The 12212-nt window shown below is 43.6% G+C and carries 13 protein-coding genes; 6 read left to right on the forward strand and 7 right to left on the reverse strand.

Annotated features, from left to right (window positions below):
• Nucleotides 1-87: 87 nt before the first annotated feature.
• From QO189_RS13440 to QO189_RS13450, 3 genes are all read right to left on the reverse strand, one after another.
• On the reverse strand, nt 88-912 hold the full coding sequence (locus tag QO189_RS13440; RefSeq protein ID WP_371533115.1) for a hypothetical protein: 825 nt from the start codon (nt 910-912) through the stop codon (nt 88-90).
• 140 nt (nt 913-1052) lie between these two features.
• Nucleotides 1053-2387, reverse strand: a complete 1335-nt coding sequence (gene fabF, locus QO189_RS13445) for a beta-ketoacyl-ACP synthase II (protein ID WP_371533130.1) — start codon at nt 2385-2387, stop codon at nt 1053-1055.
• A gap of 153 nt (nt 2388-2540) precedes the next feature.
• Nucleotides 2541-3917, reverse strand: a complete 1377-nt coding sequence (locus QO189_RS13450; protein ID WP_371533116.1) for an anhydro-N-acetylmuramic acid kinase — start codon at nt 3915-3917, stop codon at nt 2541-2543.
• Between the two features lie 143 nt (nt 3918-4060).
• Here QO189_RS13450 and tyrS point away from each other — a divergent pair, with 143 nt between their 5' ends.
• From tyrS to QO189_RS13470, 4 genes are read left to right on the forward strand one after another with little or no spacing between them, the layout of a single operon-like run.
• A complete protein-coding gene (tyrS, locus tag QO189_RS13455; RefSeq protein WP_371533117.1) occupies nt 4061-5275 on the forward strand; it encodes a tyrosine--tRNA ligase in 1215 nt (404 codons plus the stop codon).
• Between the two features lie 38 nt (nt 5276-5313).
• Nucleotides 5314-5892 carry a GNAT family N-acetyltransferase gene (locus tag QO189_RS13460; protein WP_371533118.1) on the forward strand — a complete coding sequence of 193 codons (579 nt, stop codon included), beginning with the start codon at nt 5314-5316 and terminating at the stop codon, nt 5890-5892.
• 31 nt (nt 5893-5923) lie between these two features.
• Nucleotides 5924-6163 (forward strand): DUF1653 domain-containing protein, encoded by a 240-nt coding sequence (locus QO189_RS13465; RefSeq protein WP_371533119.1) that lies wholly within the window; start codon nt 5924-5926, stop codon nt 6161-6163.
• Nucleotides 6164-6186: 23 nt separating this feature from the next.
• A complete protein-coding gene (locus QO189_RS13470; RefSeq protein ID WP_371533120.1) occupies nt 6187-6510 on the forward strand; it encodes a hypothetical protein in 324 nt (107 codons plus the stop codon).
• Nucleotides 6511-6616: 106 nt separating this feature from the next.
• Here QO189_RS13470 and QO189_RS13475 read toward each other — a convergent pair whose 3' ends face one another.
• Complete coding sequence (locus tag QO189_RS13475) at nt 6617-7453, reverse strand: alpha/beta fold hydrolase (RefSeq protein WP_371533121.1); 837 nt, start codon at nt 7451-7453, stop codon at nt 6617-6619.
• 174 nt (nt 7454-7627) lie between these two features.
• On the reverse strand, nt 7628-8584 hold the full coding sequence (locus QO189_RS13480) for an alpha/beta fold hydrolase (protein WP_371533122.1): 957 nt from the start codon (nt 8582-8584) through the stop codon (nt 7628-7630).
• Between the two features lie 194 nt (nt 8585-8778).
• On the opposite strand from QO189_RS13480, the gene QO189_RS13485 reads away from it, so the two are divergent.
• A complete protein-coding gene (locus QO189_RS13485) occupies nt 8779-9432 on the forward strand; it encodes a hypothetical protein (RefSeq protein WP_371533123.1) in 654 nt (217 codons plus the stop codon).
• 19 nt (nt 9433-9451) lie between these two features.
• Here QO189_RS13485 and QO189_RS13490 read toward each other — a convergent pair whose 3' ends face one another.
• Complete coding sequence (locus tag QO189_RS13490; RefSeq protein ID WP_371533124.1) at nt 9452-10204, reverse strand: SDR family NAD(P)-dependent oxidoreductase; 753 nt, start codon at nt 10202-10204, stop codon at nt 9452-9454.
• A gap of 71 nt (nt 10205-10275) precedes the next feature.
• Nucleotides 10276-10935, reverse strand: a complete 660-nt coding sequence (upp, locus tag QO189_RS13495; RefSeq protein WP_201600324.1) for a uracil phosphoribosyltransferase — start codon at nt 10933-10935, stop codon at nt 10276-10278.
• Nucleotides 10936-11293: 358 nt separating this feature from the next.
• Between upp and QO189_RS13500 the strand changes: the two genes are divergently transcribed.
• Entirely contained in the window at nt 11294-11980 is a 687-nt protein-coding gene (locus QO189_RS13500) for a DNA glycosylase (protein WP_371533125.1), read from the forward strand.
• Nucleotides 11981-12212: the final 232 nt, after the last annotated feature.

Here is a 12212-nt window from a genome sequence, read left to right on the forward strand (position 1 = left end):
AAAAGTACTAAAAAGCCCCGTAAATAATTTACGGGGCTTTTTAATGTTTGTACTGCAAGGCTTTTTAGAAAATAGAGATTGTTGCCGTTAGTGAATATTTTTCTTAGCCGCGTTTTCAGTAGTAGCTGACGTATTTTGCTCACTGAAATGCTGAGTCATCTCAGCACGTAGCCAAGATTTCAGATTTTCCGACATGAGCATCATTTGCTCACTCAAGTAGTCGTCGATTTGGTTTTCAAGCTCACGAATTAACGTTTGATCCGCCGGATCCAGCTCACTGTCTTCTAACACCAAGTTGATAGCTGCACTGGTATTATTGTTAATGTCTTTGAGATTATGATTGACCAGCGCATGAGTTTGATCGCTCATGGTTTTACTATCAGTGTTTTTATTATCGCTAGTTTCACTCTCGCTATTGGCTACTTCCGAGCCAGTCTTTTTGATTTTTGAGTTGTCATCAGTATTGTTATCTATGACGCCTTTATCAGAAGTGGCTTTTTCATCCATATTGTTTGTGCTGGCTGCCAGCAGCTCATTTTTTTCTTGTTCTTTTTGAGCCGTTTCTGCTTGTTCACGTCGCGTATTTTCTGCTTTACACGCAGTCTCTTCGGCCTCTTTTTTCTGTTCTTCTTCTAACTGTTGTTTTTCAGCCGCTGCGCGCTCTTGTTCTTGCTTGTCTATGATTGCCTTAGCGATGGCTTGCTCGGCATTATAGTTGTCGTACAGCTCGTCCACATGAGTATCCAAGTCATGTGTATGAAAAGTGAAGCTTTCAAATACGGTATCTGCTTGCAGTAGGGTGGTGATGTCTTTTAGCTCTTGGGTAATTGCGGCGCGTACTGGATCCGGTGCACACGTCCAGCGCTGATAAAACTGATGGGAAAATGAATAGCTTGACATGGTATCTTCCATAAATGTTCCAAAAATTACCCCTTATCATACGCAAGTACGATAAGGGGCTGCAAGTGGACAAACGTAGCCAATCTGACACCAACGTTACAACGTGATGATATGATAAAGCGGTATCGCACCGCACGATATACTTTTGGCTATTAGTGGCTGATAGGCCAGCGTGCAAATATCAAGGATCCATTGGTACCGCCAAAGCCAAAGCTGTTGGATGCAGCATATTGCAGGTTATCGACTTTACGTGATTGATTGGCCACGTAATCGAGATTACAGTTGTCTTCTACATCTTCTAGGTTAATCGTTGGTGGCACGTGCTGATGCTGTAGGGCAAGCACGGTAAATATAGCTTCCACACCGCCCGCTGCACCAAGTAGGTGTCCTGTCATAGATTTGGTTGAACTCACCAAAATACTGTCTTTCACTGGTGAAAACACGGTTTCGATAGCAATTGATTCGGCGACATCACCTGCAGGTGTACTGGTACCGTGCGCATTGACATAACCGACGCTTGCGGGTTCAATCCCAGCATCATTGAGTGCATTGCGCATGGCTTTTGCAGCGCCGCTACCGTCTTCTGGTGGTGCGGTAATATGACTGGCGTCATCGCTCATGCCAAACCCGACCAGCTCTGCCAGTATGGTGGCACCGCGCGCTTTGGCGTGGGCAAGGCTTTCTAATACGACCATGCCAGCACCGTCACCAAGTACAAAACCGTCACGGCCTTTATCAAACGGACGTGATGCTTTGGTTGGCTCATCGTTACGCGTTGAGAGAGCATGCATGGCGCTAAATCCTGCTATACCAAGTGGGCTTGAGCCTTTTTCACTACCGCCAGCCAACATCACATCGGCATCACCGTAGGCGATCAAACGCGCTGCAAGACCGATAGCGTGAGTCGCAGTAGTACAAGCCGTTGATGTCGCAAGATTTGGCCCTTTTAAGTTGTGCTTAATCGCGACCAATCCCGCTGCCATATTGACAATAGAGCCTGGGATGATAAAGGGTGAGACTTTGGCGGCCCCTTTTTCGTGTAGGGTATCGCGACTGTTTTCGATGGTTTGAATACCACCAATACCTGAACCCAAGATAATACCAAAGCGATCTTGATCAACCCCTTGTACTGGCGCATCAGCAGCACTGACTTCATCGATAAGACCAGCGTGCTGTAGTGCCATAGAGGACGCTGCAATCCCGTAGTGTATAAACTCATCATAGCGACGCGCATCTTTGGCGCTCATGTACTGCTTGGCCTCAAAGTCTTTGATCACACCTGCGATTTGCGCGCGGTAGCCAGTCGCATCAAAATGCGTAATCGGTGAGATACCACTGTCACCATTGAGTAGTTTGGTCCATGAGCTATCAACATCTAGACCAAGCGGGGTAATGGCACCCATACCTGTCACCACCACACGCGTATCATCAGAGCGCTCATAATGAGGGGGTTTTTGACGCGATTTGTATACAGGAGCTGCGGTCATATTATTTGTGTCATCATTGGTGGCTTGGTCGATAGGTGAAGTGCTGTGTTGGCTCATGCGATATGTCCTATACTTACGGGTCCTAAGAGGATGGCGTTTTTAAAGTTATTATAAAACACATAGGTGCACGTATGTAAACTAAAATCTAACTGGTCAGGCAAAACAAACTTGTCCCAATACCACGCCTTTATTGGCACCAGTTACAGCAGGTAAATTACCAGTTTCACCCATTAGTGTTTGTCTGGCTAACCAAGCAAAAGCGACTGCCTCTACCCATGTTGGTGCCAGCCCTAAATGATCCGTGGTCATTACTGTAGAGTGGGGTAAGTGAGCTCGTAGACGCGTCATCAAATAGTCATTTAATGCACCGCCACCGCAGACATACACCGAGCTGTTTTCTTCAGTTTTTATAAACGTACTGATTTGCGTGATCGCACTGATGGCGGTCAGCTCAGTCAATGTGGCTTGTACATCTGCAGATGAGTAGCGAGTATAGACAGAAGTCTGATCGAATGTTTGCAACTCATCCTGTAGCCAAGCCAAGTTAAAATCTTCGCGGCCCGTACTTTTGGGATGAGACTGAGCAAAAAATGGATGTGCCAAAAGCTGCTCTAATAGCGGTTCAATGATGATTCCAGACTGTGCCCAAGCACCACTCGCATCATAGCTATTATCAGTATGCAATGCTGTCCACGCATCCAATAGCAAGTTTGCAGGTCCAGTATCGTAGCCAACAACCAGATCTTTTCCATCAGCAGGCAAGACGGTTATATTGGCAATACCGCCCAAATTTAATATCACGCGTGTGTGATCGGATGCGCCAAACAGTGCTTGGTGGAAGGCAGGAACCAACGGCGCACCTTGACCACCAACCGCCATATCACGGCGACGGAAATCACTGACGACGCTAATACCAGTACGCTCAGCGATAATATTGGCATCGACCAATTGCAAGCTAAAACCCATCTGCGGGCGATGGCGTACTGTTTGCCCATGACAGCCAATCGCTAATACTGATTCAGCATCGATATTTGCTTGCTGTAATAATGTATTGACCACCTCGCTTGCGAACTCCGCATATTCGCGATTTGCCCAACCAAACCAGTCAAGCTCGCTATTTGGTTCATCGGCCTCTGGTACGAGTTGATTCACACCATTGGGCTGACATAATGCCAATAGGACCTCACGCAATCGTGGTGGAAAATCTTGACTATACGTCGCCAGCAGCTGCATTGGCGGTTGGGTATTTTCTTTATTACTGGTATTTTCGGTATCGCTCATGTCATGATTAAACTGACAAACAACCGCATCCATACCATCCAAGCTGGTGCCTGACATCATGCCGATATATAAGCCGTCATCAAAGCTTTCAAACACCGTTTGCTCAAGCGCATCGGTCAGTGTGGCATAGTTCGAATTATCAGAAGACAAATCATCAATATCGTCTGAGCTATTATCCAAACTATTATTCATAAGCAAGTCTGCGAGGGCATTATGGTCAGTATCAGCAATCGATGCGGGGTTGGTCATGGCAATTTACCTTAAAAAACGCTAGTATATCCGTCAAATTCTAGCATTTTTTCTGACCCTTTGAGCTTCTAAACGTCATAAGGTGTTGAGCCAGTAACAGTCATTTATAAAAATCCTAATTAAAGCGACATATAGAGAGAACCATGACCAATCAAACTTATACACTAGAAGAACAGCTGGCCCTTATTCAGCGCGGTACGCAAGAGATTTTATCTGAAGACGACTTAGTGGCTAAGCTAAAGCTCAACCGTCCGCTACGTATCAAGGCAGGCTTTGATCCTACCGCGCCTGACCTGCATTTAGGTCATACGGTATTGATCAATAAACTCAAGCACTTTCAAGATTTGGGTCATGAGATTTATTTCTTGATTGGTGACTATACGGCCAAGATTGGCGACCCTTCTGGCAAAAACAGCACTCGTCCACCATTGACTGATGAGCAAATCAAAGCCAACGCAACAACCTATGCTGAGCAAGTATTTAAAATCTTGGACAAAGAAAAAACCCGCGTGGTCTTTAACTCTGAGTGGTTCAATGATATGAGCGCCGCTGATATGATTCAGCTTGCCAGTCAGCAGACCGTCTCGCGTATGCTTGAGCGTGACGACTTCTCGAAACGTTACGCATCGCAAACACCTATCTCAATTCATGAGTTTCTCTATCCATTGGTACAAGGCTACGATTCTATCGCGCTAAAAGCGGATGTTGAGCTTGGCGGTACCGATCAGACCTTTAACTTGTTGATGGGTCGTACGTTGCAAGGACGCTATGACCAAGAGCAGCAAGTGTGTATAACTGTGCCAATCTTAGAAGGGCTAGACGGTGTCAATAAAATGTCCAAATCATTGGGCAACTATGTTGCCATCTATGATGCGCCAGGCACCATGTACCAAAAAATCCTATCGATGCCGGACACGCTGATCCATCGCTACTTCGAATTTTTGAGCTTTAAGCCAATGGAAGAAGTGGAAAGCTTGATGCGCGAAATGAAAGACGGTCGCAATCCACAAGAAATCAAACGTATCCTTGCCGAAGAGCTAATTGAGCGCTTCCATGATGCTGATGCGGCTGCAAATGCGCACAAATCAGCAGGTAATGTCTTAGCAGATGGTGAGTTGCCAGTGGATTTGCCAGAAGTGACATTAACGCTTGAAGAAGGTCAAGAGGCCTTATTTATCACACAGATATTAAACCAAGCAGGTTTGACTAAAAATAGTGCAGCGGCAAAAGACATGATCAAGCGCAATGCAGTCAAAGTCGATGGCGAAGAGGTCAATGCTGGCTTTAGCTTAAGCTCAGGTCAAACGGTTGTGATTCAAGCAGGCAAGAAAGCCTATGCAAAAGTGACGGTTGCTTAAGCGCTTGCTCACATCAATAATGGCTTGAGGAGAGATAAATGCTAGAACAGGTTACCTTATCGAGTAATGGCATTATCCTTGAGCCATTAACGCTAACTCATACAGCTGACTTGGTTGAGGCTTGCCAAGATGGCGAGCTGTGGAAAATAAACGTGACATCTGTACCTGAGCCAGATAACGTCATTGACTACATTAATGTTGCAGATGCAATGCCTGATAGGCAAGCTTTTGCCGTCATTGATGAGCGTACTGGTAAAGCGATTGGGTCAACGAGCTTTCATGATATTTTGCCAGCCAGCAAACGCTTAGAGATTGGCTATACATGGTATGCCAAGTCGTATTGGCGCACGCATGTCAATACCACCTGTAAGCTCATGCTGCTCACTTATATATTTGAAACGCTAGAATATCAAACCGTAGGATGGCGTACAGATATTGATAATTACCGCTCACAACAGGCTATCGAACGCTTAGGTGCTAAAAAGGATGGGGTGATTCGTGGCAATCGAGTACGCCGTGATGGCGTTATTTCAGATACAGTTATGTACAGTATCGTTAGCTCTGAATGGGCAGATGTAAAGCCCAAGCTTGCAACAAAAGTACAAAGCGTTTATTAATCTTTTAACTATTAATATAAATGAGTGGTTTATGTCTCAAAAAAGTCAAAACACGGTAGCCCAAGGAATTTACCGCCATTACAAAGGTAACCTTTATCAGGTGCTGCACACGGCAAAGCACTCAGAAACTGAAGAGTCGCTAGTAATCTATCGCTGTTTGTACGGTGAATATGGCGTGTGGGTACGCCCGCTTGCGATGTTTACTGAGACGGTTACCGTTGATGGCAAAGAGATTCCAAGGTTTGAACTCATCAAAGTATTAGCTGATTGATTGTTAGTAAAAATGAGATTGAAATGGCGCGTTTAGACAATAAAAAAAGATATTCAGTGCCTTTATTATTACAGTTCATAGTGATTTTAACTCAATTTGGCATTTATTTATTTATCAATTGGTTAGATGTTTATCTTAATCAAAAGCCACCTAATTCATCATTAGACAATTTTTTTTGGTTAGTAATAGTACCTATTACTTGGATTATCTACACTTCAATGTTTTATTATTATTCTCATAAGTTTTTACAAGCAGTTTTTCAAGGTCTATTGCAGACAATATTTTCCTATACCTTAGTTATTGCAAGTGTACTTGTCTTTTACACATGGATTGGTAAGTCCTTTTAACGCTAGCCTAGGTTAATAACTATCCTACCCAAAATCTTTAAAACAAAAAACGACCCGTTGAGGTCGTTTTTTTTGTTCTATATCTACGTTTTATCTAGACAGTCAATTAACTATTTAGAAATGCAATCAATGTTTTATTGAACTCTTCGCTATGAGTCACATTGATACCATGTGGACCACCTTCAACGACATGCAGTTTACTGTCTGCAATCATATCATGAGAGCGTTCACCGCTTGCTTCAAACGGGACGATTTGATCGGCATCACCATGTATCACTAAGGTTGGTACATCAAACGCTTTTAAGTCATCGCGGAAGTCAGTGTAACTGAACGATTTGACGCAATCAAAAGTTGCTTTGGCAGAAGCGAACGCTGCGATATCGCGGTTGTATAAGCGCATAGGCTTACTGACCAGCGACTTACCGTCTTTTGGTGTAAAGAAATTCTTGGTAAAGTCATTTAAAAAGGCAATACGATCATCGCTCACACCATCCAAGAATCCTTGGATGTCTGCTTCTTCAAGACCGCCATCAGGATTGTCATCTGCCTTAAATAGATACGGCGGAACGGCAGATGCCAGTACCGCTTTGCTGACACGCTCTGAGCCGTATTTACCCAGATAGCGAGCCACTTCACCGCCGCCCATAGAGAATCCAACGATGGTCGCGTCTTGTAGATCGAGCGCCTCCATCAAACCTTTTAAGTCTTGGGCTAAGGTATCGTAGTCATAGCCATCCCATGGTTTGGACGATTGACCAAAGCCACGTCTGTCATAGGTAATGACTTGGTAGCCAGCTTCGACCAGCGCAGGTAGCTGTGCCTCCCAAGCGCGTCCACTAAGTGGCCAGCCATGAATGAGTACGACAGGTTTGCCAGTACCTTGGGTTTCGTAATAGAGTTCGACCGGTTGATCGTCTTGAGTCGCAACGGTAGCGTAGGGCATGATCTTATCCTTTTGGTATTATTATGTTCATATATTTTTATGTTGATGCTTATCAGTAACTACTATTAGCAGTGATTAGCATCAGCTTTTTAGTATAGAATCAGCCCAAGTTAATTGCTATGACAGGTTGTAAAGTTATAGTAGTGATTATAAAGTGGTTGTGTAAAATCCTAGTCAATCTTGTAGAAATTCTTTTAGTATCTTATGAAATTGCAATGGCTCATCTATTGGCACTGCATGTCCTGAGCGTGGCAGAATAACGTCACGAGCATTGGGTAGCATACGTGTGATTTCTTGCTGCCATTTGGGGTCATATAGTTTTGATTGTCCACCAATGAGACTGACCACTGGGATGGTGACGTTCTCTATACCTGCCCGAAAATCATAAGGTATGGCCAGATATGCTTGCAGGCAGCGCATTTTATGTTGCCATGTTTGGTGATTATAAAATGCCAGCTTGTGATCGTTTTGATGAGTAAGTGTCTGAACGATGGCTTTTGAACGTGGACGACTAACAGACAGTAAAGAAAACAATCTTTCGACCTCCGTCACATGTCGCTTGAGCGTAAATGGCAGGTGCGTAAAGTGTTCAACTTGCGCATAGGGTAGTGTCCTATCGACAATGTCTTGAAACACGGCAAACATCTCTTTTTGCCGATCTCCAAACAGTCCGCCTTGCCAATCTGGTTGATTGTGAATCACAGGGCTTTGATCGATATTCAGATAGCGACTCACCCGTGATGAACCAAAACGCTCAAAATAAGACCACATGACGAGTGCCCCCATAGAAATCGCGGCCACAGGTAACGACTCTATCTGCCGTGCAAGACAGACGTGCTCAATCACTATATCAATATCATCAGCATACTGATGTACAAAGTCAAACTGAGTCAACTCAACATTTTTTGCTGCACCGAATCCTCTAAAATGTGGCAAGTAAAATTCATATTTACCTATCAGTGGCAGTATAAAAGGTAAAAACTCACGCGCATCCATGCCATAAGCATGCATCATCATGACGGGTTTACCACTCCCAATGACAGACACGGGTAGCGCCGTACCATCAGCTGTCTTTATGTCGATTGTTCGTAATTGATATGACAAAGGTAGGGGAAGAAGAGGGGTTTTCATAGAATGACATCACTCTGGGTTATCAAGCCATCTTGATTGATTGGTCGAGATGTATTTTTACAAACGTATTCATAACGCGAATAAAAGACTGCTATATTGAAGCAGTCATCTGACCATAGCACAAAACTTGGCCAATGGTGAAAGCGCTAACACTGGGAGCGGATAACTAGTGAAATCAATAGGAACATAAGTACATGAGCAAATTGACGTTATCATTACTTGATAGTAGCCTCTATCCGCAAATCTGGGAGCAGCAGACATTTACCAGTCCACAAACGCTTTTATTATTGATGCTAAGTAATGAAGTTACGGTAGATGCCAGCACCTTTACTAAGCGACTACTGGCGAACGATATTTATCAAGAATGGATCAATGCCACGGTGTTTGGACGGTATTTGCATCGCAACTTTACCGCGTTTTACCAACAAACAGAAGACAGTTTTAATGTGGAAATGCCCGCTTTGTTTCGTCAAGAGCTGACTCGTCATGCGCAGTATATGCCATTAGTTCAGGTACTGTTCTTTGCAGGAGAGATGCCAAAAGTGGTACGACAAACAAAGCTACTCACCACCACCGTAAATCCTGCCACGGCAATCATTAACGCGCAAAAAGTGGCGACCCATCAGGTTTCTCATTCAAAGATAATCGTTAATCAAATCACCATCGTCGGTAAGCAAGTATTAGGGTTTCCGATACGTCATAATAAGCGCACTAGCGAGCGCTTGCGCAATGAAGTATTGATTATGGACTTTCAGGATTTGCGCTTGGTCAATGAGATGACGATTGATGACATAAAAAAAAGCAATATAGAGACATCTATATTGCTTCGGTCTTACGATTTACGTTGATTGTTAAATAGATGCGCTTTTAACTGTCTTTTTTAGCCACCGTCAGACCGTTATAGGTTTGCGCGACTGGCATCACCTCTAAGCGATTGATATTGATATGCGCAGGCGACTCAATCAACCACAACAAAATATCGCCGATATCTTCGCCGGTCATGGTCTTAAAGCCATCATAGACTTTTGCCGCTTTGTCATCATCACCATGATAGCGCACGTTTGAAAACTCAGTACCCGCGACCACACCAGGTTCAATATTGGTCACGCGTACTTGCGTACCGATAAGATCAGCACGTAGATTTAGGCTAAATTGTTTGACGAAGGCTTTGGTTGCGCCATACACATTGCCGCCGAAGTACGGCCAGCTCCCAGCAATCGAGCCAACATTGATGATATAACCGCTATCGCGTTCGACCATCGCTGGCAAGACTGCATGAGTCAATGCCATTAGACCTTTAACATTGGTATCCGTCATGCGCATCCAATCATCGAGACTGGCTTTGTGGGCAGGCTCTGTACCGAGTGCCAATCCTGCATTATTGACCAAGACATCAATCTGTTTAAAGTCATCAGGCAAGTCAGCAATGATTTGCGGGATAGAATCCGTATCACTAACATCCATCACCACAGGTAAAAATTTCTTACCCAAAGTATCTGCCAAAGCATTTAGCTTATCGATACGTCTAGCGCAACCAATCACACGATGACCATTTGCAACCAAACGCTCTGCCAGTGCTTTACCAAAACCTGCGCTTGCTCCTGTAATCAATACATTCATTGTCTGTCCTTATTATTGATGTGCTAGATTTTTACCATAATCTTGATGACGGCTTTTTATGCTAAGACGGTTTATCTATTTGATAATTGCTTACCAAAAATCTTATCACCCGCATCGCCTAGACCTGGGATGATGTAACCATGCTCATCTAAATGGCTGTCTAACGCAGCGGTATAGATGGTCACGTCAGGATGTGCTTCATTGACCAAGCGGACGCCTTCAGGGGCCGCTACCAATACTAAGGCTTTAATATTCGTACAGCCGTTTTTCTTTAGCATCTCGATGGTAGCAACCATTGAGCCACCCGTGGCTAGCATTGGATCGATGATAAGCGCAGGACGTTTGTCCATGTGGCTCACGAATTTTTCAAAGAACGGGACTGGTTGCAAGGTTTCTTCATCACGTTGTAGACCGACCACAGAAATCTTAGCAGTAGGAATTAGATCGAGCACCCCATCAAGCATGCCAATACCTGCGCGCAAAATCGGTACGATAGTCGCAGTCTTACCAATGATTTGCTCACCCGTGATTTCGCCACACCAGCCTTGCATTGGGAAAGTCTCAATCTCAAAATCACGGCTCGCTTCATAAGCCATCAAGCGTGCAAGCTCTTTGGTTAATGTACGAAATTTATAAGTACTACAGTCTTTTTCGCGCATGAGGCTGAGTTTATGACGGACTAGTGGATGATCGATTACCGTAATTTTTAAATCGCTGTTTAAGTCACTCATAGAATCTCTCTCGGTTTCTTGTCTGATGCTTGCGCAATTACTGCGGTTGCTATTAGTATAAAAGATACAAACACTTACCGCACTTTAACCATATCTTTGGCATATCAAGAGTAAAGTTAATGCCTTCACAATCAAGCTAATCAACTATTTTACGACAGTGCGCATTTATCGCGATGACAATATTTGCGTTCACAGCTGCCATCAAAGCCTAAGCAATTCAGGCTAGGTAAAGTGATACTGCGATATCTGAGCCAACTCATTAAACCGACTAAGTTTGACTGTATAATGTGATTATAAGTGAGGTAGTGTTTAGACTTGCTATGATACCAAAAAAACCGCTTTTCTGACGAAGAATATCATGACTATAAAAACACCAAGCACCCAAAAAAATGCTGATACTAAACCGAGATCATTTGATGATAAAGCCACAGAGCTTGAAAATCACCCCTTTGAGCCTGTCTTACCGCCCAATGCCACGGTCATGATGATGGGTACTTTTCCACCGACGGCTGATAAATGGGCAATGAGCTTTCATTATCCCAATTTTTATAATGATATGTGGCGTATCTATGGTCGAGTATTTTTTGATGATGCTGATTACTTTAGAGTAGGAGATGAGAAACGCTTTGACCCTAAGCGCATTCGAGATTTTATGTTTGAACGCGGCATTGCTTCTTGTCCGACAGTCAAGCAAGCCATACGTGAAACAGGCAACGCCTCGGATAAAAACCTAACAGTCGTCACGCCAGTTGATTTGGATAGTATCTTGCCGCAAGTGCCAAAGGTAAAGTCATTGTTCACAACAGGAGGCAAAGCAACCGAAGTACTGCTCGGATTACTAGATGAGCCAATTGCCAAATCAAAGCACCCAAAAACCAATCAAAGTATGGATTATCCTTACCAGTGGCAAAACGATGAACAAACTACTGAGGTTAATAATTTGACCTTATATAGATTACCATCGACCTCACGCGCCTATCCGTTATCGTTAGATAAGAAAGTCGCTGCTTATAAAATGTTTTTTGAAAAAGTGGGGAAGTTGTAATATAAAAGATAGTTCCTTATAGAGGGATTTTAGAAATAGAGAAGCTTATGTAGTCAATAAAACCCAATAACATATCTAACAGGTCTATCGTTCGGAGCGCATCTCCAACTCCCCATCAATTATCTCAAATCATTAAATATATAACCCATTGAAAAAATTACCATTTTCATATTCTACTAAAATAAGATTAAAAACATTAATAAAACAGGTTGACACAAAAATTAAACCCTCT

The sequence above is a fragment of the Psychrobacter sp. Arc29 genome (assembly GCF_041431175.1).
Classification (GTDB): domain Bacteria; phylum Pseudomonadota; class Gammaproteobacteria; order Pseudomonadales; family Moraxellaceae; genus Psychrobacter.

Coding starts and splice junctions, on each gene's coding strand:
- QO189_RS13440 (WP_371533115.1), bottom strand. CDS start 912: ATGGAAGATACCATGTCAAGCTATTCATTTTCCCATCAGTTTTATCAG.
- fabF (WP_371533130.1), bottom strand. CDS start 2,387: ATGACCGCAGCTCCTGTATACAAATCGCGTCAAAAACCCCCTCATTAT.
- QO189_RS13450 (WP_371533116.1), bottom strand. CDS start 3,917: ATGACCAACCCCGCATCGATTGCTGATACTGACCATAATGCCCTCGCA.
- tyrS (WP_371533117.1), top strand. CDS start 4,061: ATGACCAATCAAACTTATACACTAGAAGAACAGCTGGCCCTTATTCAG.
- QO189_RS13460 (WP_371533118.1), top strand. CDS start 5,314: ATGCTAGAACAGGTTACCTTATCGAGTAATGGCATTATCCTTGAGCCA.
- QO189_RS13465 (WP_371533119.1), top strand. CDS start 5,924: ATGTCTCAAAAAAGTCAAAACACGGTAGCCCAAGGAATTTACCGCCAT.
- QO189_RS13470 (WP_371533120.1), top strand. CDS start 6,187: ATGGCGCGTTTAGACAATAAAAAAAGATATTCAGTGCCTTTATTATTA.
- QO189_RS13475 (WP_371533121.1), bottom strand. CDS start 7,453: ATGCCCTACGCTACCGTTGCGACTCAAGACGATCAACCGGTCGAACTC.
- QO189_RS13480 (WP_371533122.1), bottom strand. CDS start 8,584: ATGAAAACCCCTCTTCTTCCCCTACCTTTGTCATATCAATTACGAACA.
- QO189_RS13485 (WP_371533123.1), top strand. CDS start 8,779: ATGAGCAAATTGACGTTATCATTACTTGATAGTAGCCTCTATCCGCAA.
- QO189_RS13490 (WP_371533124.1), bottom strand. CDS start 10,204: ATGAATGTATTGATTACAGGAGCAAGCGCAGGTTTTGGTAAAGCACTG.
- upp (WP_201600324.1), bottom strand. CDS start 10,935: ATGAGTGACTTAAACAGCGATTTAAAAATTACGGTAATCGATCATCCA.
- QO189_RS13500 (WP_371533125.1), top strand. CDS start 11,294: ATGACTATAAAAACACCAAGCACCCAAAAAAATGCTGATACTAAACCG.